Raw genomic sequence first — 26,927 nt, 5'->3', positions numbered from 1 at the left:
GCATCGCCTGTATGGTCAACGTTTCCATCGATTTGTCCATGACAAACTCATCAGAACAAGACTTCGATTCGGAACCGGTCTCCGATGGCGGCGACATGCCGGAGCCCGCGCCACGGGGCGCTCCGGCATCGGGCGCCACGGGCATCGGCATCGGCGCGATCGCTCAGGAGATTGGTCTGACGAAGGACACGCTGCGCGTGTGGGAGCGGCGCTACGGCTTTCCGCAGCCGATGCGCTCGCCCGGCGGCGAACGGCTCTATCCGCAAGAGCAGGTGACCAAGCTCAGGCTCGTCAAGCGCCTGCTGGATGCGGGCCATCGTCCGAGCAAGGTGCTCGCGCAACCGATCGACGTGTTGCAAGGACTCGCCGAGAGTTCCGGCGTAGGACAGGACGCACCGGATGCGGAGCTGGACAACCTGATTTCCCTGCTGCGCGCGAGTGCCTACGAAGAGTTCCGTTTCGGCTTGCTGAAACGGGCGACGCGCGACGGGCTCGAGCGCTTCGTGCTGGACGTCGCGGCGCCGCTGTCGGCGCGCGTCGGCAATGCCTGGGCGGCGGGCACGTTGCAGGTCTATCACGAGCATCTGTTCAGCGAGGCGGTCCAGACGACGATGCGCTCGCTGATGCGTCCGCTCTCCGACGCCGTGCGCGGGCGCGGCGGCCGTCCGCGACTGCTGCTTACGACGCTTTCCGGCGAAGGCCACGGCCTCGGCATCCTGATGGCCGAAGCGATGTTCACGCTCTCCGATTGCGAGTGCATCCAGCTGGGGCTGCAGACGCCGCTGCACGATATCGTCGATGCAGTCGCCGCGCATAAGGTCGATATCGTCGCGCTGTCCTTCACGGCGGTGCTTCCCGCGCAGGCGATCGCGAACGGCCTCGCCGACCTGCGCAACCTGCTGCCGCCGCACGTGCTGATCTGGGTCGGCGGAAGCAGTCCGGCGCTGCGCCGCAAATTTCAGGACGGCGTGCATCACATTGGCGGATTGACTCCGATCGACGAAACTGTCGCGGATTGGCGTCAATCGGCCGTGCTATGATCAAAAACGCTCGCGGCGGCGCGCATCGGCGCCGCGAGCGCATGACTTGCGCATCGCAAGGCGGTCACGCAAACACGCCATACTGCGCGTCGGCACGGTTTCGGCGGCAGGCCCGGCGTCACTCGACCCTACCTCAGGCACAGGTTTCGCTCCTCACCCACGGTAGAACAAGACGCACAACACGTAACATCTGCACGGGAAGTGCAGTGTTTTTGCGGGACGCGAGGCGTTGCCGCAGCGCCATATTTGTGCGCTCGTTGTCGCTTTTGGTCTTTGGCCGACCGAATCCCGCGTAAAATTGAAAGCTTGGCTGCTCGCGCGCAATCATTTCGGCGCGTGCGTGGGCCGAAAGTCTATAGATATAACGTCGCATAAGTGGCATCAGGGGTGGACTATGAACACCATGCTTTATCCGGAACTTTATAAATCGCTGGAATCCGTCCGCTGGGATATGGAGAAGGACATCCCCTGGGACAAGTTCGATGCTTCCCTGCTCACCGACGAGCAGGCCAGGACCATCAAGATGAACGCGATCACCGAATGGTCCGCTCTTCCCGCAACCGAAATGTTCCTGCGTGACAACCACCATGACAGCGACTTCTCCGCTTTCATGAGCGTGTGGTTTTTCGAGGAGCAGAAGCATTCGCTCGTGCTGATGGAATACCTGCGGCGCTTCAAGCCCGACATGGTGCCGACCGAAGAGGAACTGCACGCCGTGCGCTTCGAGTTCGATCCGGCGCCGCCGCTCGAGACGCTGATGCTGCACTTCTGCGGCGAGATTCGCCTCAATCACTGGTATCGCCGCGCGGCCGAATGGCACACGGAGCCGGTCATCAAGCACATTTACGAGACCATTTCCCGCGATGAAGCCCGTCATGGCGGCGCGTATCTGCGCTACATGAAGAAGGCGCTCTCGACCGCGGGCGACACTGCGCGCGCCGCGTTCGCGAAGATCGGCGTGTTGATGGCATCCGCGCGCCGCACGGAAAAGCCGCTGCATCCCACGAATCTGCACGTGAATCAGGCGCTGTTCCCGCGCGACACCGTGCAGTCGCGCCTGCCCGATCCGGAATGGCTCGAGCGCTGGCTGGACGATCAAATCCGCTTCGACGACAGTTGGGAGAAGAAGGTCGTCGAGCGCATCTTGCATAACCTGTCGATTCTGTTCGAGCGTTCGTTCGTGACCGCGCAGGAATTGAATCGCTATCGCAAGGAAGTGACGCAGCGCCTGCAAGCCGCGCCGGGCGGGGCGGCCGAGCAGCCGGCCTGATCGCCTGCGCATCGAGGCTTTGAAGACGAAACGGCCCGCCGGGTAGAACCGGCGGGCCGTTTCGCTTTTCCATCCACATTGAAACGGGCGCGTGCCGGGGGCCGTGGCACAATGCGCGCTTTCAGACATCGGAGCGAGCGCCACCATGCCCGCCATTTTCGAACGCAAGCTCATTACGCGCGAAGCGCTCGCCGCGCGCCGTCCCACGCTCGCCGGTCCCGTGGTCTTCACGAACGGCGTCTTCGACATTCTGCATCGCGGCCACGTCACCTATCTCGCCGATGCGAAGGCGCTGGGCGCGACGCTCATCGTCGGCGTGAACAGCGATGCCTCCGTGCGCACGCTCGGCAAGGGCGACGATCGCCCGATCAATCGCGAGGACGATCGCATGGCGCTGCTCGCGGCGCTGGAAAGCGTCGACTGGGTCGTAAAGTTCGAGGAATCGACGCCGCTGGAGCTGATCGACGCCGTGCGTCCCGACGTGCTCGTGAAGGGCGGCGACTACGACATGGACAAGCTCGCCGAATCGGCGCTCGTGCGCGGCTGGGGCGGCAAGGCGCTCGCCATCGCGTTCGAACACGACCGATCGACGACCGCGCTCCTCAAGAAGGTCCGCGCGGCGTCCTGATCCGGGCTCGGCGCATCATTGGCCGAGCGGCACGGTTTGCACGTTGGCCGCCGGCGCCGGTCCGCCGACACGCGGCTGATCGAACGCTTCTTCGGGGTGCAGCGGGCGCGTCGCGAGCGCCTCGGGATGAACCTGCTGCAACAGATGATGCGGCTCGCGCGCGCCGGCCGCGGGAAGCGGTCCGAACAGGCCGCGCATGACCGCGAACATCAGCAGGTTGGCGAGTATCAGAAGGGCGATCAGCCAGCGCAGCATTCTTGGGCTCCGTCCGTCAATCAAATCAGCAAATCAGGATGAATGGCGCGCCGTCGCGTCGCGCGCGATGAGCGCGAGGCCGGACAGCACGAGGGAATCGTGTCGGGTATGCGGGACGTTGAGCGCGCCCGCGATTTCATTTGCCGCGCCGCCGCCGAGCACGAGTCGGACGTCGGCTTGCCAGTCCGCTTTCAGATCGTGCCATGCACGCTCGATCAGGCTCGCCTGCGCGAGCAGGCATCCGGCCGAAAGCGCAGCGGCCGTGTCGGTGGCGAAGAGGCTGCGTGTCTGATTCAGCGCCTCGCGTGCCGAGGAAGCATCGAGCGTCGGCAGTTGCGCGGTGTGGCTGCCGAGCGATTCCATCATCAGCGACCAGCCCGGCGCGATCAGACCGCCGGTGAAGACGCCGTCGGCGCGCAACGCTTCGAGCGTCGTCGCGGTGCCGAACGTCGCGACGAGCAGATGCTCGCCCGGATAGGCCGCGCGCGCGGCGATCATGCCGGCCCAACGGTCGCTGCCGAGACGCGTCGGATCGGCGTAGTTGTTGACGATGCCGCACTGCGCGGCACGGGCGCGCACGACGGTGCGCGGCAGCGTCGGCCAGCGCGCGTCGATCAGACGCTGGATGCGGTTCTGCACCGGCATCCCGGCAACATTCGAAATCCATGCGCTCGCCGGCGTCGGCAGGTCGGCCCAGTTGTCGAGCGCGGCGTCGTCGGCGATCGTCGAGTGATGCGCGTGTTCGAACGCGCCGTTCACGAGCGACGCGCCGTCGTGATCGACGAGCGACCACTTGATGCGGCTGTTGCCCGCGTCGATGAGCAGATAGGGCGCCTCGCTCGCGGATGCGTTCACGGACGCTCCTTCGTGAGGCGCAGCGTGAGCTCGCCGGTCGTGACGGCGCGCGGTCCTTCGGGTGTGTCGATCAGCAACTGGCCGCTGTCATCGACGCCCGACGCGATGCCGCGCGTGACCTCCATGCCTTGATCGATCAGCGCGACTTCGCGTCCGGCCCAGGCGTGCATGTCGAGCCAGCGTTGGCGGAACGGCCGGAAGCCTTCGGCTTCGAAGCGCGGCAGCGCCGTGTCGAGCGCGTTGAGTAGCGCGGCCAGGGTATCGGTGAGATTGGCGTCGGGCCAAGCGCGCGCGAGCGCTGCGGGCGCGGTGCCCTGCACGGACGATGCGGCGAGTCGGCTCGCGTCGTCGACCTGCGCGGCGAGCTGCTCCGCGCCGTGCAGGTTCATGCCGATGCCGATCACGACCGCCGTCGCTTCGGGCGTATTCCACGCGGTCTCGATGAGAATGCCGGCGAGCTTGCCGTCGTCGAGCAGGACATCGTTCGGCCATTTCAGCGCGGCCCGCGCGGACGGCGTGAGCGGCAGGCGCGCGAGCGCATCGAGCACGGCAGTGCCGATGGCGAGACTCAGTCCCGACAGCCCTTCGATCGGACGCCCGATCACACAGCCGACCGACATCAGGAGCGCATTGCCCGGTTCGGCGAGCCACGCACGGCCGCGCCGCCCGCGCCCGGCGGTTTGCGAGTACGCGATGCGGACGATCGGCGCGGGCGCGCTGTCATGGCGCGAGGCGCGCATCTGCTCCATCAGGTCAGCGTTCGTCGAGCCCGTTTCGTCGACGATGTCGATGGTCCAGTCGCGGGCGGGCCGCTCGGCGAGCGCCGCGAGCCGGGTGCGGTCGATGCGCCAGGGCGCGTCGGGGGCGAAGGGGGTTGGGTTCATGGCGGGTATTGTAGCGGCGCGAAGGGCATCGCTACGACCGCGAGAACGTCAAACGAACGCGATGCGCAAGGTCTTGCCGCAGGCGGCGGCGTACTTGTGCAGTGTTTCGATCGACGGCGAATGCTTGCCGCTGATCAATGATCCTTCGAGGCGCGCGACGGCCGATGCAGTCGTTTTCATTCGTTCCGCGACTTGCGCTTGCGTGAGACCTGCTTCCTTGCGGGCGTTGAGCAATTCGGTGAGTGCCTCGTATTGAGGGGCGAGCGCATCGTATGCCGCCTTTAATTCAGGGTCGGCCGCGATCTGTCGCTCAACGTCTTCGTCGCTGTGTGGAACTGGCTTGTAACGCTCTTCCAGTTCCCGTTGCCATCGAGTCTTAGCCATTCTGTTGAACCTCCCTCAAGCGTTTGCGGGCGAGACGCATTTCCTTCGGCGGCGTCTGCTGCGTTTTCTTGACGAAGGAGTGCAGCATGACGATTCGATTTCCCTTCAGGGTGCAATAAAAAACGCGCCCAATACCTTCCTCTCCAGTCGGACGAAGCTCGAACAACTTATCGCCCAGGGCGCGGGAATACGGCATGTGCAAATCCGCCCCCTTTCGCTTCATGACCGACACAAGACGCAGATAACCGGCGTAAATGCCCGAAGGCAAGTCGCGAATCTCGCGCTGAATCCGTTCGCTGTAGTACGTGATCGTCCATTTATCGACATCTTCGGATGTTAGCATATTTGCTAAATTGCATTGGAGAACATTACGTCCCAGTCTTCCTCTTCCAACGCTTCCGCAAAACTCAGCCGACCGGCATAAGCACGAATCTCCCGTGCCGGCCAATTCCGCCCTCACCAAACACTTCGCTACAATGTCCTCTCCCCTTTAACCGCGTCTCATCGCGCCATCCATCCTTGGACTTCGACACGCCGCCACGCCTGAGAGTGGAAGCCGGTCAGCAGGGCAAGGTGGTCCGGCTCTCGGGCCAGTGGACCGCGCTCGCGCTCGCCCGCGATCGCGCGAAGAGCGGCGTCACGCGGCGGCTGCGCGCCATCGGGCGCGAGGCGATCGGCCAATGGGATCTGCTTTCGGTCGAGCGGCTCGATCACGTCGGCGGGCAGGCGCTCTGGCGCGTCTGGGGCCGCAAGATGCCCGCAACCATCGCGCTGTCGGATACGCAGCGCGAAATCTTCGAGCGCGTCGCGCTGCTCGATGCGGAGCGCGAGGAACCCGAACCCGTCGATCGCGTCGATCCCGTCACGCGGCTAGGCCAGCTCATCTTCGCTTTCTTCGATCACCTCTACGGCGGTCTCGCGATGTTCGGCGGCTTCGTGCTCGATCTCATCGGGCTCGTTCGGCGTCCGCAGCGAATTCCGTGGACCGAGATTTCCGCCAATATCTACAGCGCCGGCGCGCAGGCGCTCGCGATCACCGCGCTCGTCGCGTTCCTGATCGGCATCGTGCTGAGCTATCTGTCCGCGCAGCAATTGCAGGCGTTCGGCGCGAACCAGTACATCGTGAACATCCTCGGGCTTTCGGTGATCCGCGAGCTAGGACCGGTGCTCTCGGCGATTCTCGTCGCCGGGCGCTCGGGCTCCGCGATCACAGCGCAGATCGGCGTGATGCGCGTGACCGAGGAACTCGACGCGATGCAGGTCATGGGCATCCCGCACGGCCTGCGGCTCGTGCTGCCGCGCGTGATCGCGCTCGGTATCGCGATGCCGCTGCTGGTCATGTGGACCAACATCATTGCGTTGACGGGCGGCGCGCTCGCGGCGAAGCTCGTGCTGTCCATCGACATCAACTTCTTCATCCGCTCGCTGCCGTCCGTCGTGCCGATTGCCAATTTGTGGATCGGGCTCGGCAAAGGCGTCGTGTTCGGCATGCTGATCGCGCTCGCGGCGTGTCACTTCGGCTTTCGCATCAAGGCGAACTCGCAGAGTCTCGGCGAAGGCACGACGACCTCCGTGGTGACGTCGATCACCGTCGTGATTCTCGCGGACGCCGTGTTCGCCATCCTGTTCCAGAACGTAGGACTGTAATGTCGACCTCGCTCGCCACCGCCGTTCGCCATCAGCCGCCGCCCGTCATCGCGGAGCCGGTGATCGAAGTGCGCGACGTGACGAAGCGCTACGGACGCACGGTGATCCACGAGCATCTGAATCTCGACGTGCGGCGCGGCGAGATCGTCGCGTTGCTGGGCGGCTCGGGCTCGGGCAAGACCACGCTCGTGCGGCAGATTCTCGGGCTCGAATCGCCGACTTCGGGCACCATTCGCGTGCTCGGCGAGGAATGGGCGCAAATGGACGACGAAACCGCGAAGATGCTGCGCACGCGCTCGGGGATGATGTTCCAGCAGGGTGCGCTGTTTTCGTCGCTGACCGTGTACGACAACATCGCGCAGCCGTTTCGCGAGCTCGGCAAGATTCCCGAGGATCTGATCCGCGAGTTCGTGATGCTGAAACTCGAAATGGTCGGCCTGTCGTGCAAGCACGCGAGCAAGATGCCGTCGGCGCTGTCGGGCGGGATGGTGAAGCGCGTGGGCATCGCGCGGGCGATCGCGCTCGAGCCCGAGCTGCTCTTTCTCGACGAACCCACGGCCGGCCTCGATCCGAAGGCATCGGACGAGTTCGTCGATCTGATCGCCACGCTGCATCGCGCGCTCGGGCTGACTGTCGTGATGGTCACGCACGATCTCGATACGATGGTCGCGCTGTCCACGCGCGTCGCCGTGCTCGCGGACCGGCGCGTGCTCGTCGCGGCGCCGGTGGAAGAGGCGTGCGCGGTGGACCATCCGTTCATCCGCGAGTATTTTCTGGGGCGGCGCGGGCGCCGCGCGCTGCAGGCCTTGCCGCCCGAGCGTCGCGCGAAGCTGCCCCCGGCCGCGCTCGAGGACGCGCCGATTGCCGTCAACAAGTAGCCGCACGACGCGTCCGCAAGTCAAAGGAACCTGCCGATGGAAAACAAATCACATGCGTTCTGGACTGGGCTCTTCACGATCGTCCTCGTGCTGGCCATCGCGTTCACCGTGTTCTTCTTCAATGTGGATCGCACCGTGCGCGTGCCGTACGACCTGATCGCGCGCACCAACGTCACCGGGCTTTTCACGGACGCGTCGGTGCGTTATCGCGGTCTCGGTGTCGGCAAGGTGCAATCGATCCGCTTCGACCGCGCGCATCCGGGGCAGATCCGCATCCGCATTCTCGTCGACAAGAACGCGCCGATGACGCACTCGACCTTTGCGACGCTCGGCTTTCAGGGCGTGACGGGCATCGCGTTCGTGCAGCTCGACGACACCGGCACCGATCCGACCGCGCTGGCTTCATCGCCGCAGCATGTCGCCGAAGTGCCGATGCGTCCGGGCCTGTTCGAGCAGTTGCAGCAGCGCGGCGACGTGATCCTGAAGAAGTTCGAGCGTCTCGCGGATGACGCCGACAAGTTTCTCAGCGACGACGTGCGCAACCAGCTCATGGCCACGACGAAGAGCCTGCAGGGCGCGGCCGATGGCATCGCGACGCTCGCGAGCCAGGTCCAGCCCGCGACGGCACAGTTGCCGCAAACCCTGAAGCAGGTCAACACCACGCTTGCCTCGACCAATCAGTTCGTGCAGAACCTGAATCGCCCGGACGGCCCGTTCGTCACCAATCTGAACAAGGCGGGCAAGGCCGCGGAGGACGCGAGCGCGGCGCTCGCGGACATGAACGAGTCGCTGCGCTTCGTGACGGCGCGCGTCGGCTTCGAGGCGCTGCCGCGCCTTTACTCCTTCAGCGACGACGTGAGCGCGGCCGCCCGCTCGGTCGATCGCGCCGCCGACGCGTTCAGCACCAATCCGCGCAGCGTGCTGTTCGGCGCGCCGCAGCAGGCGCCGGGGCCGGGCGAGCCCGGTTTCTCGTGGCCTGCGCAGCCGGCGCATTGATCGACGCATTGATCGAGACAACAATATGGCAATTTTCGACATCAAAAGAGCGGCTGCGGCCTTTGCGCTCGCCTGGATCACGATGCTCGCGGGCTGCGGATCGACATCGACCGCAACGCCCGATGCGCGCTACGACCTCGGCGCGATATCCACGGCCAACGCGGCGGCGAACGCCGCGCCGATGCCGCCGGTGAAGGTGCTCGCCGTCAGCGCGCCGCGCAATCTCGAAACCGACGCGTTCGCGTATCGCCTGAGTTACGTCGATGCCCAGCGCACCGGCAACTATTCCACGAGCCACTGGACGATGCCGCCCGCGCAGCTCTTGACGCAGCGCCTGCGCGAGGCGCTCGCGGCGCGCGGCCCGATCCTGTCGGGCGCCGATCCGGTGCGCGCCGTGCCGCTGCTCGAAGTCGAGCTGACGGGCTTCGAGCAGGTCTTCGACGCGCCCGAGCAAAGCCGCGGCCTCGTCTCCGTGCGCGCGACGCTCACGCAACAGGGCCGCGTGCTCAGCCAGCGCAGCTTCGCGGCGAGCGCGCCCGCATCGAGCGCCGATGCATCGGGCGGCGCGCGGGCGCTCGCGGCCGCATCGGACGATGTGATCGCCCAGATTTCCGCGTGGCTCGCCGCGCAACCCCTTTCCGCTTCACGATGACTTTTCGCTGTTTCATCATCCGCCCAGCACGGAGGCGTCCGGGCGGCTCATGACCATCAAGCAATGGCAGCGCCGCCCGTCGGCGTTTTCCCGGCAGGCGCTCGCCGCATACGCGGCGCTCGTCGTCTATGGCTCGCTCTATCCGTTTTCCGGCTGGCGCTCGCTCGGTCTCGGGCCGCTCGCGTATCTCGCCGATCCGGTGCCGCAATATCTGACGGCGTTCGACGTCGTCACCAACGTGCTCGGCTACATGCCGCTCGGAGCGCTGATCGTGCTCGCGCTCTATCCGCGGATGCGCGGCACGCTCGCCGTGGGCGCGGCGCTGCTCGGCGGCGCGTTCCTGTCCGGCACGATGGAGGCGATCCAGACGTATCTGCCGACGCGCGTCGCCTCGAATCTCGATCTCGCCGCGAATGCGTTCGGCGCGCTCGTCGGCGGCGTACTGATCGCGCCCGCGACGAGCGCGCTGCTCGATCGCGGGTTGCTCCGGCGCATCCGCTTCACGTGGTTCGAGCGCGACGCGGCGTACGTGATCGGCCTCACGGCGCTGTGGCCGTTCGCGGCGATGTTCCCCGCGCCGTATCTCTTCGGCGGCGGCGACCTGCCGCGCGTGCTGTGGGACGAACTCGACCCGGCGATGCAGGACGCCGTCCTCGCATGGACGCCTGCCGCGTGGGACGTCGAAAGCTGGCCGGACCGGCTCGGCGCGCTGCTGCCCGACGATCTGTGGGAAGCGCTCATCACGTCGACGAGCCTGTTCGCCGCGCTCGTGCTCGCGACGCTGCTCACGCGCAGGCGCGCGCCGCGCATCCGGCTGATGCTCTTCCTGATCGGGATGACGCTCTTCGCGAAAGCCGGTGCCACCTTCCTGCAATCGCGTGCGGGCCTGACCTTCGACTGGGCGACGGACGGCGCGCTCGAAGGCATCGCCATTGCGACGATGGCGGGCGTGCTGTCGGTGTCGCTGCCGCGCGGCCTCAGGGCGGCGCTCGCGGGCGCGGCGCTCGTCGTTTCGCTCGCGCTCGTCAATCTGCTGCCGGTGAATCCGTACTTCGACATCGTGCTCGCGGACTGGCGGCAGGGCCGCTATCTGCATTTCAACGGGCTGGCGCACTGGCTCGCGTGGGTGTGGCCGTATGCGGCGCTCGGCTGGCTCGCGTCGGCGGCGGAGCGCGCGTGGCTCGCACGGCGGCGCGCGCGGCGCGCTGCGTGAGAAGACGCAAGCGCTCGCGTGCGGCTCCGGCGGGCAGGGCGGGCACGAACGTCGCTCGCTATAATCGACCGACACTCTCACCGCACCACGCTCATGGATTCCTTCTACAAGTACCACGTGTTCTTCTGCCTGAATCAGCGCGATGCCGACGCCCCGCGTCCGAGCTGCGCGAACTGCAACGCGCAGGCCATGCAGGAGCACGCGAAAAAACGCGTGAAGCAACTGGGCCTCGCGGGCGAAGGCAAAGTGCGCATCAACAAGGCCGGCTGTCTGGATCGCTGCGAGCTCGGGCCGGTCGTCGTCGTGTATCCGGAAGGCACGTGGTACACGTATGTCGATGAAACTGATATCGACGAAATCGTGGATTCGCATCTGGTCAACGGCAAAGTCGTCGAACGTCTTCTCATCGATCAACCGGCATGAACGCGCAAACCGAAAAATTCCTCATCGACGGGCCCGTCGGCAAGATCGAATGCGCGCTCGATAAAACCGATGCCGCGCCGCGCGGCATCGCGCTCGTCGCGCATCCGCATCCGCTCTTCGGCGGCACGATGGACAACAAGGTCGCGCAGACGCTCGCGCGCACCATGGTCCAGCTCGGTTACGTGACGTACCGCTCGAACTTCCGCGGCGTCGGGCAGACGGGCGGCGAGCACGACAACGGCATCGGTGAACAGGACGACTTGCTCGCGGTGATCGACCACATGCGCGCGCAACCCGGCCAGGCCGACGTGCCGATCGTGCTCGCGGGCTTTTCGTTCGGCACCTTCGTGCTGTCGCATGTCGCGAAGCGCATGCTGGAAGCGGGCAAGGACATCGAGCGCATGGTGTTCGTCGGCACGGCGGCGAGCCGCTGGGAGGTCGCGCCCGTGCCCGATACGACGCTCGTGATTCACGGCGAAGTCGACGACACCGTGCCCATTCAATCCGTCTACGACTGGGCGCGGCCGCAGGAGTTGCCGGTCGTCGTGATTCCCGGCGGCGAGCACTTCTTTCACCGCAAGCTGCACATTCTCAAGCGCGTGATCGTCGACGCATGGCGTTGAGCGGTCCCGCATCAGGCGAGCCGCGCAAGCGCTTTGAAGGGCTTCGCGCGCGCATTGTTTCGTGATCGGTAAAAGCGGCTAAGCGCAGCCCGAAAAACGTTAAAACGAGCGGTAACCGCATAGATTCGAAGGAAATCGACAGCGTGCCGCGCGTATAATGGCGCAGAATTTTTTCGCTGTTTCCGGCCGCTTCTTTCGAAACCCCGGCTTCCGAGAACCGTTTTCGCGTCCGTCTGTCGAACGAGCGCTTCTTCGCCGCGGCGCCGCGCGCGCCGCTGTCATGGCGAGAAGCCCGACGGCAGCGACGGTCTGCCTGTTCAACCCGTGCTTCGCCGATCCTCCGATCCCCGATCGCCATCGTCGTAGCGTGTTTTTTCCGCCGATCGATCCTATGCGCTTTGTCCCTTCCGGCCTGTCCGTTTCTTCTGTTTCCGTTTCCGTCAAAACCGCTTTCGTTCTGCCCGCCCTGCTGGCGGCAGCAAGCGCTTTCGCTCAAGTTCCGCCGCCCGACGTGACCGCGCGCTCGTGGGTGCTCGTCGATGCAACCAGCAATCAGGTGCTCGCATCGGGCAATCCGGATGAACGCGTTGAGCCGGCATCGCTCACGAAGCTGATGACCGCGTATCTCGTCTTCGACGCGCTGAAGGCGAAGAAGATCAACATGGATCAGACCGTCATGCCGAGCGAGGCCGTGCGCCGCGTGCGGACCGACGAATCGCGCATGTTCATCGAGGCGAACAAGCCGGTCACCGTGCACGATCTCGTGTACGGCATGATCGTCCAGTCGGGCAACGACGCGGCCATCGCGCTCGCGGAACTCGTCGGCGGCAGCGAAGGCAACTTCGTCACGTTGATGAACGCGGCGGCGAAGCGCATCGGCATGACGCACACGAATTTCGCCGATGTGAACGGCATGCCCGATCCGCAGCACTACACGACCGCGGGCGACCTCGCCGTGCTGTCGACGCGCCTGATCCGCGACTTCCCCGAGTACTACAGCATCTTCTCGGTGCGGGACTTCACGTACAACAAGATCAAGCAGCCGAACCGCAACCGCCTGCTGTGGCTCGATCCGACCGTCGATGGCCTCAAGACCGGCCACACCAAGGCCGCGGGCTATTGCCTGATCGCGACCGCGAAGCGCTCGCTCGTGGGTGTGCCCGACGCGAGCCGCCGTCTCGTCGCCGTGATGATGGGCGAGCCGAAAGAGCACAACCGCGTGCAGGACAGCCTGAAGATGCTGAACTACGGCTACACCGCGTACGACGCGCTGCGTCTCTACAAGGCGAATCAGGTGATCGAATCGCCGCGCGTGTACAAGGGCGCGGCCGACAACGTGCAGGCCGGCGTCACGACGGACCAGTACATCACCGTGCCGAAGGGTCTGGGCGACAAGGTCAAGCCGGCCATCTCGCGCAACGATCTCATCGTCGCGCCGATCAAGAAGGGCCAGCAGATCGGCACCGTCAAGATGATGGCGGACGGCAAGGAAGTCGCGCAGTTCCCGCTCGTCGCGCTCCAGGACGTGCCGGAGGCGGGCATCTTCGGCCGCCTGTGGGATTCGGCGCTGCTGTGGTGGCAAAAACGTAAGTAATCGATAGTCGAAAGAGGAGCGGTCCCGATGAGCCAGCCTGAAGTGTTCGATCCGACGGTGTATCTGAACGGCGAGTGGGGGCCGCTTTCCGAAGCGCGCATTCCCGTGCTCGACCGCGGGTTCATCTTCGGCGACGGCGTGTATGAAGTCGTGCCACTCTACGCGCAAGCCGATGGCGCGCGTCTGCCGTTCCGGCTGAAGCAGCATCTCGCGCGGCTGAATCGCAGTCTCGGCAAGATCCGAATCGACAATCCGTTCGATGACGCCGGCTGGCGCGCGCTCATCGACCGCGTGATCCGGGAGAACGCCGGCAACGGCGATGCGCTCGTCTATATTCAGGTGACGCGCGGCGTCGCGAAGCGTCGCGGGCATGCGTTCCCGGCGGGCATCACGCCCACGGTGTTCATCATGCTCGGCCAGCTCGTGTTCCCGAGCATGGCGGATCGCGCGCGCGGCGCCGTGGCCGTGACCGCCGAAGACAAGCGCTGGCTGCATTGCGACATCAAGTCGATCTCGCTGCTCGGCAATGTGCTGATGGCGCAACACGCCGCGGAAAACGGTGCGCTCGAAACCATCCAGTTGCGCGACGGCTTGCTTACCGAAGGTTCGTCCTCAAATGTATGGATCGTGAAGGGCGGCACGCTGCTGGGCGCGCCGCGCGGACCGCGCATTCTCGAAGGCATCCGTTACGGGCTCATCGAGGAACTGGCGCGCGAGGCGGGCATCCCTTTCGAGGAGCGCGACATCACCGAAGCGGAATTGCGCTCGGCCGATGAAGTCATGATCAGCTCCGCGACCAAGGAAGTCATGCCGATCACCACGCTCGACGGAACGAGCGTCGGCGACGGCCGCCCCGGTCCGATCTATGCTGCACTCTACGACGCCTACCAGCGGGCCAAAGCGCGCGAATTCGCGGAAGAGGTGAAACGCGCGAAGTGAAGGAGAAAGCCATGACTGACAAGCCACAATCCATCGACCCCACCGACAGCGCGAAACACAGCGCCGACGAACTGTTCGACTTCCCCTGCGATTTCCCGATCAAGGTGATGGGCAAGACGCATCCGGAATTCCACGACACGATCGTCGATGTGCTCAAGGCGTTCGACAGCGAGTTCGACGCGTCGCGGGTCGAGGCGCGGCCGTCTTCCGGCGGCAATTACACGGGCCTCACCTGCACCGTGCGCGCGCAGAATCGCGCCCATCTCGACGATATCTATCGCGCGCTCACCGGCCATCCGATGGTCAAGGTAGTGCTCTGATCTTGCCCGCGGGCGCATCGCACACCGCCGGCGTGCGCTCGTAGAGCAGCCTGAACTGCTCGGCTTCATCGAAAATCCATTCTCTGAATGCCTGCACGCGCTTCGTCTGAAGGAGCGCGGTCGGGCACACGAAGTAGTACTTCCACGGGCTCGGGCCGTCGACGTTGAAAAGCCGGACGAGCCTTCCCGCGATGATCTCCTGCATCGCGAGCGAGCGGCGCACGAGCGCGATGCCCTGCCCGTCGATGGCCGCCTGCAGCAGATTCGACGAATCCTCATACAAAACACCGCGTTTCGGCTCCGGCAGGTCGGCGAGTCCGGCGGCGTCGAACCATGGCCGCCACAGTTCCTCGTCCGAGCGCAGGAGCGTCGTGTTCGCCAGATCGCGCGGCACGCGCGGCAACTCGCCGCCCCGAAAATTCGGCGAGCACGCCGGAAAGAACACTTCGTCGAGCAACTCTTCCGCGTGCAGCCCCGCGTACTTGCCGTAACCGAAGCGGATCGCGACGTCCACATCGTCGCGATTGAAGTCGGTGAGCGCGTTCGTCGACAGCAGTTCGAGGTCGACTTCCGGATGCTTTTCGATGAAGCGCCCGACGCGCGGCGTCAGCCACCGCGCCGAGAACGACGACAGCATCGACACGATCAGCCGACGGTCCCGATCGCCCGAACGGATGCGGCGCGTCGATTCGGCCAGCGAGACGAGCGCCGCGCGCACCTCGGCGGCGTACTGGCGGCCGCGATCGGTCAGGCGCACGCGCTTGCCGTCGCGCGCGAACAGCGACACGCCCAACTCCGCTTCCAGCGCGCGAATCTGATGACTGACCGCGCCGTGCGTGACGAAAAGTTCGTCGGCGGCGCGGGAAAAGCTCTCGTGACGGGCGGCGGCTTCGAAGGCGCGCAGCGCGTTCAGGGCGGGAAGCTGGCGGAGGTCCATGTGGATGGTCGGCGTTGTCGTTGTCAATACGGCTCACATAGCGGTGAAAATTGATCGTTTTGTCTGAAGCCTTGCCACGCCTAGGATTGTAGTCATCGAAACGTTCCTCTGGTGGAGTGGATCATGCGAGAAATATCAACAAGCGTCACCTTCGAAATCAAGCCCGGCGAAACCGTGCCGATGCGCATCGCGCGCGGCACGCGCCTCACGGTGCACGGCAAGCCCGTCTGGGCGACGCGCAGCAACGACATCGAGGACTACTGGCTCGCGCCCGGCGACAACCTCAAGCTGCGCGAACGCGAGCGATTGTGGCTGTCGGTCGAAGGCGACCGTCCGGCGCATGTCGTCTTCACGATCCTGCCGCGCTGCGACGAACGCGCGATGCACTGGCTCTCGACCAGCATCGAGCGTCTTGCGCAACGGTTCCGTTCGGGCTGGCGCACTGTCTGACATCAACTATTCAAAATTGCCATCGAAGGCATGCGAATTCACCATCGGCGGGCATGGGACGATTTCGGTAAACTACCGGCACCATGTCCGCCACACCGCTTGCACTTTCACAAGAATTTACCGACGCGTCCGACACCGTGCTCAGTTCCGGTGAGTATTCGGCCGCGTTGCGCTGGCGTGGTGTCGAGCCTTACCAGCAAAGCTTCGACGCGATGCGCTCGTTCACCGACGCCCGCACGCCCGACACCCAGGACGAAATCTGGCTCGTCGAGCATCCGCCGGTCTTCACGCTCGGCCTCGCGGGCGATCCGGCGCATCTTCTCCTCGCCGAAAGCGGCATTCCGCTCGTCAAGGTGGATCGCGGCGGACAGATCACGTATCACGGGCCGGGCCAGATCGTCGCTTATCTGCTGATCGATCTGCGCCGCCGCAAGCTGATGGTGCGCGAACTGGTGCGACGCATCGAAGAGGCCGTGATCGAAACCCTCGCGACGTATAATCTCGCCACCGATCGCAAGGCCGGCGCGCCGGGCATTTATGTCGCAGCGCCTTCCGCGGTGCAAGCGGATCGAGGCGCGAACGTTCGTTTGCATCAACTGCATCAGGGCGCGAAGATCGCCGCGCTCGGACTCAAGATTCGCAACGGCTGCAGCTATCACGGCGTGAGCCTGAATGTGCAGATGGACTTGCAGCCGTTCCTCGCCATCAACCCGTGCGGCTACGCGGGGCTCGAAACAGTCGACATGGCGACGCTCGGCGTCGCTGCCGGCTGGCGCGACGTAGCCTTCGTGCTCGCCGAACGGCTGGCACATCAAATCGGCGGCCACCCCGCAATTGCCGCTGCAACAACCGGATCGACCGAATGACTGACGCAACCGCAAACCTGGCTGGCGATACCGCCGCTTCTGCTTCGTCGCCCACCGCTTACGACGCCACTGCCAAGCAGAAGGCACAAGCGAAGACGTCGCGCATTCCGATCAAGGTCATCCCGATCGAAAAGTTGAAGAAGCCGGAATGGATCCGCGTGCGTACGGCAACGGGCAACTCGCGCTTCAACGAGATCAAGAAGATTCTGCGCGAGCACAGCCTGCATACGGTGTGCGAGGAGGCGAGCTGCCCGAACATAGGCGAATGCTTCGGCAAGGGCACCGCGACCTTCATGATCATGGGCGACAAGTGCACGCGCCGCTGCCCGTTCTGCGACGTCGGCCACGGCCGTCCCGATCCGCTCGATCAGGACGAGCCGCTGAATCTCGCGCGCACGATCGGCGCGTTGAAGCTGAAGTACGTGGTGATCACCTCCGTGGATCGCGACGATCTGCGCGACGGCGGCGCGGCGCACTTCGTCGAGTGCATCCGGCAGGTGCGCGAGCATTCGCCGGAAACGCGCATCGAAATTCTGACGCCGGACTTCCGCGGCCGTCTGGATCGCGCGATCAACATCCTGACCGCCGCTCCGCCCGATGTGATGAACCACAATCTCGAAACGGTGCCGCGCCTCTACAAGGAAGCGCGTCCGGGTTCGGATTATCACCATTCGCTGAAGCTGCTGAAGGACTTCAAGGCGCTGCATCCGGAAGTCGCGACGAAGTCGGGCCTGATGGTCGGCCTCGGCGAGACGGAAGAGGAAATTCTTCAGGTGATGCGCGATCTGCGCGCGCACGACGTGGACATGCTGACGATCGGTCAGTATCTGCAGCCGTCGGAGCATCACCTGCCGGTGCGGGCTTACGTGCATCCGGATACCTTCAAGATGTACGAGGAAGAGGCGTACAAGATGGGCTTCACGCATGCGGCCGTCGGCGCGATGGTGCGGTCGAGCTATCACGCGGACGTGCAGGCGCACGGCGCGGGCGTGGTGTGAGGGCCTGCGGCTTGCGCGGCGAATGAGAAAACCCACGGGCGACCGTGGGTTTTTTTTCGAGCGTGCGCCAGTGGTTGGAAGCGTCACGGCGTCGACGTCTTCCAGAACCCCGGACGTCCGGTTTCCGGATTTCCGGAAACTCGGATTCTGCTGAAATGATGCCGAACAAAAACCAATAAAAATCAAAGACTTAAAAAGATCGAAAACTGGCATCGCCCTTGCAATATAAGCGTCACGGCCTTCGAGCCGCCCATAAAATTCAAGGAGACAAATCGATGACCCCTCTCGCATCCAAACGTCCCTGAATCCGTCGACGAAGCGGCTATCGCTTACGCGGCGCGATTCGACGTGCGCATCCCACAGATTCACCGCGCACGAGAAACGCTTCCGCGCGTCATGCTCGCCGCTGGCTGACCTTCCGCCAACTGCTTGTTATTGCCTGGAACCATCGTGAAAAAACCCATCTATAAAGTCCTGTACGTGCAGGTGATCGTTGCCATCATCATCGGCATCGCGCTCGGGCACTTCTATCCCACTCTCGCCACGGACATGAAGCCGCTCGGCGACGGGTTCATCAAACTCATCAAGATGGTGATCGGGCCGATCATCTTCTGTACCGTCGTGACCGGCATCGCCGGGATGGAGGACATGAAGAAGGTCGGACGCGTCGGCGGCAAGGCGCTTCTGTACTTCGAAATCGTGTCGACGTTCGCGCTGATCCTCGGTCTCGCGGCGACGCACATCCTGAAGCCGGGTGTCGGCTTCAACGTCGATCCGTCCACGCTCGACCACAAGGCCGTCGATTCCTTCGCGACCAAGGCGCACGGCCAGAGCACGGTCGACTTCTTCATGCACCTGATCCCGGACACGCTGGTATCGGCGTTCGCGCAGGGTGAAATCCTGCAGATCCTGCTGATCGCGCTCCTGTTCGGCGCGGTGCTGACGCACGTCGGCGAGCGCGGCAAGGTCGTGACGAACTTCATCGAAGGCCTGTCGAGCATCCTGTTCGGCATGGTCGGCATCATCACGAAGCTCGCGCCGATCGGTGCGTTCGGCGCGATGGCGTTCACTATCGGCAAGTACGGCATCGGCTCGCTCGTGCCGATGCTGAAGCTCATCGGCACGTTCTATCTGACGTCGATCGTCTTCGTGGTCGTCGTGCTCGGCGCGATCGCGCGCATGGTCGGCTTCTCGGTGCTGAAGTTCGTCGCGTACATCAAGGAAGAAATGCTGATCGTGCTCGGCACGAGCTCGTCGGAAGCCGCGCTGCCGCAACTGATGCTCAAGCTCGAAAAGCTCGGCTGCTCGCGCTCGGTCGTGGGTCTCGTCGTGCCGACCGGCTACTCGTTCAACCTCGACGGCACCAACATCTACATGACGATGGCCGTGCTGTTCATCGCGCAGGCAACCAACACCGATCTCACCTGGGGCCAGCAGTTGACGCTGCTCGCGGTGACGATGCTCACGTCGAAGGGCGCGAGCGGCGTGACCGGCGCGGGCTTCATCACGCTGGCGGCGACGCTCGCCGTCGTGCCGACGATCCCGCTCGCGGGGATGGTGCTGATTCTCGGCATCGACCGCTTCATGTCGGAATGCCGCGCGCTGACGAACATCGTCGGCAACGGCGTGGCGACGGTCGTCGTGTCGGCGTGGGAGAAGGAGCTCGACCGCAGCAAGCTGAAGGCGGCCTTGTCACGCGATGTCGACGTGACCGACACCGAAGAAGTGAAGTCCGTCTAAGCCGTTCAGCAACAACCTCGGACGACGCGATCATGCAAGCGGCGAAGCCTCAATCAGCGAGTGCTTCGCCGCAGTCGTTTCCGGCGTCCGCAGGGCCTTATCCCGAAGGCGCGTATGCCACAATGACAGATCCTCAACCGCGAGAATCTGCTCACGTGACGCGCCGCATCCTCGTGTACTTCGCGCTGTTCGCCGCGCTCGTGGCGTGCTGCGCGCTCACGTGGCATCTCGCGTGGCAAAGCGGTATCGACGAGCTTCGGCTCAATGCCGCCGCGCGCGTCGATCGCACGACGAACACGCTCAAGAGCACGCTCGACCGCTACGAATATCTGCCGTATCTGCTGTCGCGGCATCCTGTCGTGCAAAACGCGCTCGATCATCCGGATCAGGCGAACGTCGAACGCGCGAACCGCTATCTCGAAGATCTCAACGCGCGCGCGCACGCCACCGTCACCTATCTGGTCCGCGCGAACGGCACCTGCGTCGCGGCGAGCAACTGGAACGGCGCGGACAGCTTCGTCGGCGTGGACTACAGCTTCCGGCCGTATTTCATCGATGCCGTGAAGGGCGGCGTCGGCCGGTTCTTCGGCATCGGCACGATTTCGATCGAACCGGGGTATTACATTTCGCAGCCGGTCTATCGCGAGGGCACGAAAGAGATCATCGGCGTCGCGGTCGTGAAGCTCAATCTCGAATGGCTGCAAGGCGCCGATGCATCCGAGCCGCTCATCGTCACCGACGACCACGGCGTGATCTTTCTTTCGTCGGTGCCGGCGTGGAAATATCACACGGTGCGGCCGCTGCCGCAGAACATCGAAGCGTCCGTGTACGCGACGCGCCAGTACGCGCAGCAAGCCATCACGCCGCTGCCGATGACCATCGTGAAGACGCTCGAGGGCGGCGCGCAGATCGTGCGCGTCGGCGGCGGGATGGACGGACGCCGTGCGCCGGCGTATCTCGCGACGCATCGCTCGATCGGCGAGCCGGACTGGCAACTCATCACGATGGCTGCGCTCGATCCCGTCGAAAGCGCCGCGCAGACCGCTGTCGTCGTCACGGCGCTCGTGTTCGTGTCGCTATGCTCGCTCGCATTTTACTGGCGGATGCGGCGCGCGCGCGTGCGCGAGATGATCCGCAGCCGTGAGCTTCTGCAGACCGCGTATGCCGAGCTGAATCAGCGCGTCGCGGAGCGCACGGCGGATCTCTCCGAAGCCAACGAGCAGCTCATGCGGGAAGTGAACGAGCGCACGCGCGCCGAACAGGATTTGCGCGCCGCGCACGACGAGCTCATCCAGGCGAGCAAGCTCGCCGCGCTCGGCCAGATGGCGGCGGGCATCACGCATGAACTGAATCAGCCGCTTGCCGCGTTGCGCAGCTTCTCCGACAACACGCGCGTTTTGATCGACCGCGGCGATCAGGCGGCGGCGCGCGAGAATCTGGAAGCGATCGCGTCGCTGACCGAGCGCATGGGCAATATCACGAACCAGCTGAAGCTCTTCGTCACGAAGGCGCGGCCGAAGAACGCGCGCGCGGACGTGGCGCGGGCGCTGCGCAATGTCTTCTCGATGCTGCGTCCGCGCATGAAGAACGTCGTCATCGATGTCGCGCCGGCGCTCGCCGAAGGCAGTGCGCCGGTCTTCGTGCGCTGCGAGGACTTGCGGCTCGAGCAGGTGTTCATCAACCTGATCGGCAATGCGCTCGATGCGGTCGCGTCGTGTGACCGGCCGCGCATCGTCGTCGAGCTGGAAGCGCGCGAGGACGCGATCGAGATCATCGTGCGCGACAACGGTCCGGGCATTCCCGCCGACGCGCTGCCGCGTCTTTTCGAGCCGTTCTTCACGACGAAGGAAATGGGGCAGGGCCTGGGCCTCGGGCTCGCGATTTCATCGGCGATCGCGCGCGATTACGGCGGCACGCTCACCGCGCGCAATCGCGTTGCGCCGATCGTCGCGGACGGTCCGGAAGGCGGCACGCAGGCCGACGCGGACGGCTCCTACGGCGCAGAATTCGTGTTGACGTTGCGACGCGCGTAACACTTTGCAGAGGCAAGACATGAGCACCGGTTTGCAGGTGATCTTCATCGAAGACGACGAACTCGTGCGGCGCGCGAGCGTCCAGAGCCTTCAGCTCGCGGGCTTCGACGTGACGGGCCACGGCAGCGTCGAATCCGCCGCGCGCGCCATCGACGCGAGTTTTCCCGGCGTGATCGTGAGCGATATCCGTTTGCCCGGCGCGAGCGGCCTCGATCTGCTCGCGCAATGCCGCGAACGCGCGCCCGAAGTGCCGGTGATCCTCGTCACCGGCCACGGCGATATCTCGATGGCCGTGCAGGCCATGCGCGATGGCGCCTACGACTTCATCGAGAAGCCGTTTGCGTCGGAACGGCTGATCGAAGCGGTGCGCCGCGCGCTGGAGCGCAGGTCGCTGATCCTCGAAAACCAGGCGCTGCGGCGCGAGCTTGCGGGGGCGGGGCAGAGCCGCATCATCGGGCGCAGTCCGGCGATCGAACAGGTGCGGCGGCTGATCGCGAACGTCGCGCCGACGGACGCTTCCGTGCTGATCAACGGCGATACCGGCGCCGGCAAGGAACTGATCGCACGCAGCCTGCACGAGATTTCGCCGCGCCGCGACAAGCCGTTCATCGCGGTGAATTGCGGCGCGCTGCCGGAGCAGATGTTCGAATCGGAGATGTTCGGCTACGAGGCGGGCGCGTTCACTGGCGCGCAGAAGCGGCGCGTCGGCAAGCTGGAGCATGCGTCGGGTGGCACGCTCTTTCTCGATGAAATCGAAAGCATGCCACTTTCGTTGCAGGTAAAACTGCTGCGCGTCTTGCAGGACGGCGTGCTGGAGCGGCTCGGCTCGAATCAGCCGGTGCGCGCGAATCTGCGCGTCGTCGCGGCGGCGAAGGGCGACATGAACGAGCACGTCGCCGATGGCACGTTCCGTCGCGACTTGCTGTACCGGCTGAACGTCGTGACGATCACGCTGCCGCCGCTCAACGAGCGCCGCGAGGATATCGTGCCGCTCTTCGAGCACTTTCTGCTCGACGCCGCCGTGCGCTACGAGCGGCCCGCGCCGCTCATCACGGATCGTCAGCGCGCGGAGCTGATGCAGCGCGACTGGCCCGGCAACGTGCGCGAGCTGCGTAACGCGGCGGATCGCATGGTGCTCGGCATTCTCGACGATGGCGGCGCGGCGTCGCTCGATACCTCGACGCAATCGCTCAAGGAGCGCACCGAGCAGTTCGAGCGGGCGGTGATCGCGCAAGCGCTGGAGCAGTGCGGCGGCGCGGTCGCGGTGGCGGCGGATCGCTTACAGTTGGGCAAGGCGACGCTGTACGAGAAGATCAAGCGCTATGGAATCGTCGTAAAGGGCGAGTCGTCGGAGCGATAAAAAAGCCCGCTGGTTGTCGCCAGCGGGCTTTCTGCTTTTCGCTTGGTCGTTCGAACGCCCGTCAGGCCGCGCCCAGCGCCTTGTCGAGCAGTTGATCGAGCTCCGCGAACGTCGGCTCGCCGACATAGCGCTTCAGGATCTTGCCGTTCTTGTCGATGACGAAGGTCGTCGGCGTCAGTTGCACGTTGCCGAACTGCTTCGCGGCGCTGCCGTCGTCCATCGCGACCTTGAACGGCAGGTTGCGCGTCTGCGCGTAGTTGCTCACGTACATCGGCGCGTCGTAGTTCATCGCGACCGCGACGAATTCCAGGCCGCGGCCCTTGAACTTGTTGTACGTGTCGATCATCTGCGGCATTTCCTTCATGCAGGTCTCGCAACTCGTCGCCCAGAAGTTGACGAGATAGACCTTGCCCTTGAGATCGCCCGACGTCGAAATCTTCTGTCCCGAGAGCAGCGTGAACGTCGCGTCCGGCACCTTCTGCTGGCCGCCGAAGGCGAAATACCCGGTGCAGGCGATCACGCCCGCGACGAGCGCCATCACGATGTAGCGCAGCGGGCTCTTGGCGCGCGTGGATGTGTCTTGCGTGGCTTGGGACATGGGAAACCTCGAAATTCCTCTCCGGCGAACGGGCGGACGCGGCCGCCATGGAGACTGCCGCATATTTTAGCGCCAATTTCGAGACGGGTCCGTAACGCGCCGATAAGGCCGGCATTGCAGCGTGATAATGATGGTTTTCACGCATCCATCTGTCATGAAGCGAGTTTTGTCTCTGAGTTTTTCTTGTTTCCAGCGTGCTGCAGCACGCTTTCTTCCGAACATTCCCTCCGTGAGCCGGCTGGTTTGCGCGTCGGTCGCATGCGGCGCACTGCTCGCCTGCTCGCCCGCGTACGACTGGCGCACGGTGACGAACAATGACGACGGCTACGAAGTGACGCTGCCGGCGAAGCCACGCTCGGATGAGCGCAGGATCGAAATCGCCGGTCAGCCGATGACGATGCGCATGCAGACCGCCGAAGCCGGCGACGCGGTGTTCGCCGTCGGGACGGTCGTGCTGCCCAGCGCCGATCCGGCCCTGCAGCGCGCGACGCTCGATTTCCTTCAGCAAGGCCTCGCGCGCAATGTGAACGCGAAGCCGGAAGCGCGTGCGACGCAGATCGAGCTTGCGGCGGGCGGCCGCGTGGCGGGCAGCGAGATCGAGGTGAAGGGAGAGAGCGGAGAGAAAAAAGAATCGCGGACGATCCGCGCGCGGTTCGTCGCTCGGGGCGCACATGTTTATCAACTTGCGATCGTGTCAGACAAATCGCCGCCTACGGAGCAGGCCGACCAGTTCTTTACGTCCTTCAAACTGTTTTAGAGGAAGCCTTCGAATTCTGCGAGTACTGACTTAAGAAGCGTCTTAGGCCGCGTCAGACAGGCAAAGTTCCTTCGTAAGTTTACGCGCTAATTCACGGATTTGTATGGACTTTTTCCGCTATCCACAATGTCTGTGGATAACTTTGTGGAAAACAATGTGCGGTAACGCGCCAAAGCCCAGTTGATGCGGTTTACGTTACTTTGCCTCCGTTCGCGGCAAGTTAAATAGTTCAATAAAATCAAAGGTCTGTGAAATTGAGGTGAGTCAGCGGTTTGATGAGATGAAACAATGGCCAGGATCGCGACAGTGTGCATAAGTCAAGTCTTGACAAGCATCTTTCCACCTAGCAGAGCTCGGGCCAATTGCCTCCGGTGCAGGTTTCAGGCGACGGATAGCACTCGCCGATACTGCACCGCCTCCGCGACATGGGATGCGTCGGGCATCTCGGCGCCGGCGAGATCGGCGATCGTCCGTACGACCTTCAGCACCCGGTAGTACGCGCGCGCCGACCAGCCGAAGCGCTCGCCCGCCGCGCGCAACAGCGCTTCGCCGGCGGCACCGGGGCGGCAGACGTCGTCGGCTTCGCGGCCGTCGCGCTCGCGATTCGTCTTGCCCTGACGACGCGTCTGTATGTCGCGCGCAGCGGCGACGCGCGCCGCGACCACGGCGCTCGATTCGCCACGTTCCGAACCGCGTGCCGACAATTCCGCGGGCGAAAGCGCCGGCAATTCGATCTGAATGTCGATGCGATCCATCAGCGGCCCAGACAGCTTGCGCAGGTAGCGCGCCGCGACATCGGGCGAGCAGCGGCATCGCCCGCTCGGGTCGCCGCGCCAGCCGCACGGGCACGGATTCATCGCGGCGACGAGCTGGCATGCCGCCGGAAAATCCGCCTGCTGCGCGGCGCGCGAGATCGTGATCTGCCCGACTTCGAGCGGCTCGCGCAGGGTTTCGAGCACTTTGCGATCGAATTCGGGGATTTCGTCGAGGAACAGGACGCCGAGATGCGCGAGCGTGATCTCGCCCGGCTGCGGCGGATTGCGCCCGCCGACCAGCGCCGCCGAACTCGACGAGTGATGCGGTGCGCGAAACGGCCGGCGACGCCACTGCTCGGGCGCGAATCCGAGCGAGCTCGCCGAAAGGATCGCGGCGGACGTGAGCGCTTCGTCGTCGCTCATCGGCGGCAGCAAGCCCGGCAAGCGCGCGGCCAGCATCGATTTGCCCGCGCCGGGCGGCCCGACCATCAGCAGATGATGCCCGCCCGCCGCCGCCACTTCGAGCGCGCGCCGCGCAGCGGGATGGCCGATCACGTCGGCGAGATCGGCGCCTGGTCCGGCTGTCGAGGCAAGCGCGACGGCATGCACTGGTCGCAGGCGCGCATCGGGCACGCCGTTGAGATGTGCGCAGAGCGTCGGCAGGTCGGCGGCGCCGAATACTTCGATGCCGGGCACGAGCGCCGCCTCCGCCGCGCTGGCCAGCGGTACATAGATCTCGGGGATGCGCGCACCGGCATCGCGCATGGACGTGTAATGGCGGGCCGCGCCGCAGACCATCGCGAAGGCGCCGCGCATGGGGCGCAGCGCACCGGTCAGCGACAGCTCGCCCGCGAACTCGCGATGTTCCAGCGATTCGGCCGGAATCTGCCCACTCGCGGCGAGGATGCCGAGCGCGATCGGCAGATCGAAGCGGCCGGATTCCTTCGGAAGGTCGGCGGGCGCGAGATTGACGGTGATGCGGCGAACGGGAAAGTCGAAACCGCAGTTCTGGAGCGCGGCGCGCACGCGCTCGCGGCTTTCGCGGACTTCGAGATCGGGCAGGCCGACGATCGAAAACGACGGCAACCCGTTGGCGAGATGGACTTCGACGACGACTTCCGGCGCGCGCCCAGGGGCGGGCGCGCGGCTGCGTACCACGGCAAGCGACATGATTTCACCTGAAACGGCGCTTCGATTGCGCCGGCAACAAAACTAGAAACTCACGGCTCGCTAGGAGTATGCGCGGCAGAAATCTGATGTCATCCGGCCGAGCCGGGTAAGCGTTGTTAGGAGATGCCAATAAGCTATCTTCCCTACGAGCCGCAGCAGCAGATGTTGCTGCCCCACGCGCTGCAAGACTGGCTGCCTGAAGGGCACCTGGCCTATTACATCAGCGACACGGTGGATTCGCTCGACCTGTCAAGCTTCCATGCGCGGTATGCGGGCGGCGGCCCGCGCAATCAACCCTTTCATCCGGCGATGATGGTGAAGGTGCTCGTCTACGGCTATGCGACCGGGGTGTTCTCGTCGCGCAAGCTGGCCAGGAAGCTGCATGAAGATGTCGCGTTCCGGGTCCTCGCCGCGGGCAACTATCCGGCGCATCGCACGCTTTGCGACTTTCGCGCCTTTCACTTGAAGGAACTGTCGGACCTGTTTGTGCAAGTGGTGAAGCTGGCCAAGGAATGCGGACTGGTCAAGCTCGGGACGATTGCCGTTGACGGCACGAAGATCAAGGCCAATGCGTCGCGTCATAAGGCGATGAGTTACGAGCGGATGAAGAAAGCCGAGCTGGAACTCAAAGAACAGATCGATGCGCTGCTGGCCAAGGCGAA

General features: G+C 64.6%; 30 protein-coding genes. 21 read left to right on the top strand and 9 right to left on the bottom strand.

Annotated elements, in window-relative coordinates:
- Positions 1–38: 38 nt before the first annotated feature.
- From AWB78_RS27255 to rfaE2, 3 genes are all read left to right on the top strand, one after another.
- Positions 39–1,040, top strand: coding sequence for a MerR family transcriptional regulator (locus AWB78_RS27255; protein ID WP_062609188.1), 1,002 nt, complete (start codon positions 39–41; stop codon positions 1,038–1,040).
- Between the two features lie 394 nt (positions 1,041–1,434).
- Positions 1,435–2,310 (top strand): ferritin family protein, encoded by an 876-nt coding sequence (locus tag AWB78_RS27250; RefSeq protein ID WP_062609084.1) that lies wholly within the window; start codon positions 1,435–1,437, stop codon positions 2,308–2,310.
- Between the two features lie 145 nt (positions 2,311–2,455).
- Positions 2,456–2,938 (top strand): D-glycero-beta-D-manno-heptose 1-phosphate adenylyltransferase, encoded by a 483-nt coding sequence (gene rfaE2 / locus AWB78_RS27245; protein WP_062609083.1) that lies wholly within the window; start codon positions 2,456–2,458, stop codon positions 2,936–2,938.
- Between the two features lie 15 nt (positions 2,939–2,953).
- Here rfaE2 and AWB78_RS27240 read toward each other — a convergent pair whose 3' ends face one another.
- From AWB78_RS27240 to AWB78_RS27220, 5 genes are read right to left on the bottom strand one after another with little or no spacing between them, the layout of a single operon-like run.
- Positions 2,954–3,193 carry a hypothetical protein gene (locus AWB78_RS27240; RefSeq protein ID WP_062609082.1) on the bottom strand — a complete coding sequence of 80 codons (240 nt, stop codon included), beginning with the start codon at positions 3,191–3,193 and terminating at the stop codon, positions 2,954–2,956.
- Between the two features lie 33 nt (positions 3,194–3,226).
- Complete coding sequence (locus tag AWB78_RS27235; protein WP_062609081.1) at positions 3,227–4,048, bottom strand: type III pantothenate kinase; 822 nt, start codon at positions 4,046–4,048, stop codon at positions 3,227–3,229.
- Complete coding sequence (locus AWB78_RS27230; RefSeq protein WP_062609080.1) at positions 4,045–4,932, bottom strand: biotin--[acetyl-CoA-carboxylase] ligase; 888 nt, start codon at positions 4,930–4,932, stop codon at positions 4,045–4,047. Before AWB78_RS27230 ends, AWB78_RS27235 begins: the two co-directional genes overlap by 4 nt.
- A gap of 48 nt (positions 4,933–4,980) precedes the next feature.
- The gene (locus tag AWB78_RS27225; RefSeq protein ID WP_074173545.1) at positions 4,981–5,316 is read right to left on the bottom strand and encodes a helix-turn-helix domain-containing protein; all 336 of its coding nucleotides are present in this window, start codon (positions 5,314–5,316) and stop codon (positions 4,981–4,983) included.
- Positions 5,309–5,659 (bottom strand): type II toxin-antitoxin system RelE/ParE family toxin, encoded by a 351-nt coding sequence (locus tag AWB78_RS27220; RefSeq protein ID WP_062609079.1) that lies wholly within the window; start codon positions 5,657–5,659, stop codon positions 5,309–5,311. Before AWB78_RS27220 ends, AWB78_RS27225 begins: the two co-directional genes overlap by 8 nt.
- A gap of 176 nt (positions 5,660–5,835) precedes the next feature.
- On the opposite strand from AWB78_RS27220, the gene AWB78_RS27215 reads away from it, so the two are divergent.
- From AWB78_RS27215 to AWB78_RS27185, 7 genes are all read left to right on the top strand, one after another.
- Complete coding sequence (locus AWB78_RS27215; protein ID WP_062609078.1) at positions 5,836–6,963, top strand: MlaE family ABC transporter permease; 1,128 nt, start codon at positions 5,836–5,838, stop codon at positions 6,961–6,963.
- Positions 6,963–7,841 (top strand): ABC transporter ATP-binding protein, encoded by an 879-nt coding sequence (locus AWB78_RS27210; protein WP_062609077.1) that lies wholly within the window; start codon positions 6,963–6,965, stop codon positions 7,839–7,841. The genes AWB78_RS27215 and AWB78_RS27210 overlap by 1 nt, the downstream gene beginning before the upstream one ends.
- 36 nt (positions 7,842–7,877) lie before the next feature.
- Positions 7,878–8,837, top strand: a complete 960-nt coding sequence (locus tag AWB78_RS27205; protein WP_062609076.1) for an MlaD family protein — start codon at positions 7,878–7,880, stop codon at positions 8,835–8,837.
- A gap of 25 nt (positions 8,838–8,862) precedes the next feature.
- Positions 8,863–9,489, top strand: coding sequence for an ABC-type transport auxiliary lipoprotein family protein (locus tag AWB78_RS27200; protein ID WP_062609075.1), 627 nt, complete (start codon positions 8,863–8,865; stop codon positions 9,487–9,489).
- 49 nt (positions 9,490–9,538) lie between these two features.
- On the top strand, positions 9,539–10,702 hold the full coding sequence (locus tag AWB78_RS27195; RefSeq protein ID WP_062609074.1) for a VanZ family protein: 1,164 nt from the start codon (positions 9,539–9,541) through the stop codon (positions 10,700–10,702).
- 93 nt (positions 10,703–10,795) lie between these two features.
- Positions 10,796–11,125, top strand: a complete 330-nt coding sequence (locus tag AWB78_RS27190) for a (2Fe-2S) ferredoxin domain-containing protein (protein WP_062609073.1) — start codon at positions 10,796–10,798, stop codon at positions 11,123–11,125.
- Positions 11,122–11,748: an alpha/beta hydrolase gene (locus tag AWB78_RS27185; protein WP_062609072.1), complete on the top strand. Its 627-nt coding sequence runs from the start codon at positions 11,122–11,124 to the stop codon at positions 11,746–11,748. The genes AWB78_RS27190 and AWB78_RS27185 overlap by 4 nt, the downstream gene beginning before the upstream one ends.
- On the opposite strand, the gene AWB78_RS46750 is transcribed toward AWB78_RS27185, so the two are convergent.
- The gene (locus tag AWB78_RS46750; protein ID WP_198399363.1) at positions 11,717–12,244 is read right to left on the bottom strand and encodes a hypothetical protein; all 528 of its coding nucleotides are present in this window, start codon (positions 12,242–12,244) and stop codon (positions 11,717–11,719) included. The two genes, AWB78_RS27185 and AWB78_RS46750, sit on opposite strands and share 32 nt — an antisense overlap.
- On the opposite strand from AWB78_RS46750, the gene AWB78_RS27180 reads away from it, so the two are divergent.
- From AWB78_RS27180 to AWB78_RS27170, 3 genes are read left to right on the top strand one after another with little or no spacing between them, the layout of a single operon-like run.
- Positions 12,140–13,342, top strand: coding sequence for a D-alanyl-D-alanine carboxypeptidase family protein (locus tag AWB78_RS27180; protein WP_062609184.1), 1,203 nt, complete (start codon positions 12,140–12,142; stop codon positions 13,340–13,342). The two genes, AWB78_RS46750 and AWB78_RS27180, sit on opposite strands and share 105 nt — an antisense overlap.
- A gap of 27 nt (positions 13,343–13,369) precedes the next feature.
- Positions 13,370–14,281 carry a D-amino acid aminotransferase gene (locus AWB78_RS27175; RefSeq protein WP_062609071.1) on the top strand — a complete coding sequence of 304 codons (912 nt, stop codon included), beginning with the start codon at positions 13,370–13,372 and terminating at the stop codon, positions 14,279–14,281.
- A gap of 11 nt (positions 14,282–14,292) precedes the next feature.
- Complete coding sequence (locus AWB78_RS27170; RefSeq protein ID WP_062609070.1) at positions 14,293–14,601, top strand: DUF493 family protein; 309 nt, start codon at positions 14,293–14,295, stop codon at positions 14,599–14,601.
- Here AWB78_RS27170 and AWB78_RS27165 read toward each other — a convergent pair.
- A complete protein-coding gene (locus AWB78_RS27165) occupies positions 14,585–15,538 on the bottom strand; it encodes a transcriptional regulator GcvA (RefSeq protein ID WP_062609069.1) in 954 nt (317 codons plus the stop codon). The two genes, AWB78_RS27170 and AWB78_RS27165, sit on opposite strands and share 17 nt — an antisense overlap.
- Positions 15,539–15,661: 123 nt before the next feature.
- Here AWB78_RS27165 and AWB78_RS27160 point away from each other — a divergent pair, with 123 nt between their 5' ends.
- From AWB78_RS27160 to AWB78_RS27135, 6 genes are all read left to right on the top strand, one after another.
- Complete coding sequence (locus AWB78_RS27160) at positions 15,662–15,988, top strand: DUF2917 domain-containing protein (protein WP_062609068.1); 327 nt, start codon at positions 15,662–15,664, stop codon at positions 15,986–15,988.
- Between the two features lie 83 nt (positions 15,989–16,071).
- Entirely contained in the window at positions 16,072–16,854 is a 783-nt protein-coding gene (lipB, locus tag AWB78_RS27155) for a lipoyl(octanoyl) transferase LipB (protein ID WP_062609067.1), read from the top strand.
- Entirely contained in the window at positions 16,851–17,852 is a 1,002-nt protein-coding gene (gene lipA / locus AWB78_RS27150) for a lipoyl synthase (protein ID WP_062609066.1), read from the top strand. Before lipB ends, lipA begins: the two co-directional genes overlap by 4 nt.
- Positions 17,853–18,302: 450 nt before the next feature.
- Entirely contained in the window at positions 18,303–19,592 is a 1,290-nt protein-coding gene (locus AWB78_RS27145) for a dicarboxylate/amino acid:cation symporter (RefSeq protein ID WP_062609065.1), read from the top strand.
- Positions 19,593–19,624: 32 nt separating this feature from the next.
- Positions 19,625–21,625, top strand: coding sequence for a sensor histidine kinase (locus tag AWB78_RS27140; protein ID WP_374729492.1), 2,001 nt, complete (start codon positions 19,625–19,627; stop codon positions 21,623–21,625).
- 19 nt (positions 21,626–21,644) lie between these two features.
- Complete coding sequence (locus AWB78_RS27135) at positions 21,645–22,985, top strand: sigma-54-dependent transcriptional regulator (RefSeq protein WP_062609064.1); 1,341 nt, start codon at positions 21,645–21,647, stop codon at positions 22,983–22,985.
- Between the two features lie 61 nt (positions 22,986–23,046).
- Here AWB78_RS27135 and AWB78_RS27130 read toward each other — a convergent pair whose 3' ends face one another.
- Entirely contained in the window at positions 23,047–23,583 is a 537-nt protein-coding gene (locus AWB78_RS27130; RefSeq protein ID WP_062609063.1) for a peroxiredoxin family protein, read from the bottom strand.
- Positions 23,584–23,812: 229 nt separating this feature from the next.
- Here AWB78_RS27130 and AWB78_RS27125 point away from each other — a divergent pair, with 229 nt between their 5' ends.
- Positions 23,813–24,340 (top strand): hypothetical protein, encoded by a 528-nt coding sequence (locus tag AWB78_RS27125; protein WP_062609062.1) that lies wholly within the window; start codon positions 23,813–23,815, stop codon positions 24,338–24,340.
- Between the two features lie 380 nt (positions 24,341–24,720).
- Here AWB78_RS27125 and AWB78_RS27120 read toward each other — a convergent pair whose 3' ends face one another.
- Positions 24,721–26,265, bottom strand: coding sequence for a YifB family Mg chelatase-like AAA ATPase (locus AWB78_RS27120; RefSeq protein ID WP_062609061.1), 1,545 nt, complete (start codon positions 26,263–26,265; stop codon positions 24,721–24,723).
- A 123-nt stretch (positions 26,266–26,388) separates the two neighbouring features.
- On the opposite strand from AWB78_RS27120, the gene AWB78_RS27115 reads away from it, so the two are divergent.
- Positions 26,389–26,927, top strand: a 539-nt coding sequence (locus AWB78_RS27115; protein WP_198399358.1) for a transposase, incomplete at its 3' end; no start/stop codon positions are given.

The sequence above is a fragment of the Caballeronia calidae genome, from assembly GCF_900044055.2.
Classification (GTDB): Bacteria; Pseudomonadota; Gammaproteobacteria; order Burkholderiales; family Burkholderiaceae; genus Caballeronia; species Caballeronia calidae.
This window is presented reverse-complemented; position numbering and strand designations above follow the sequence as displayed.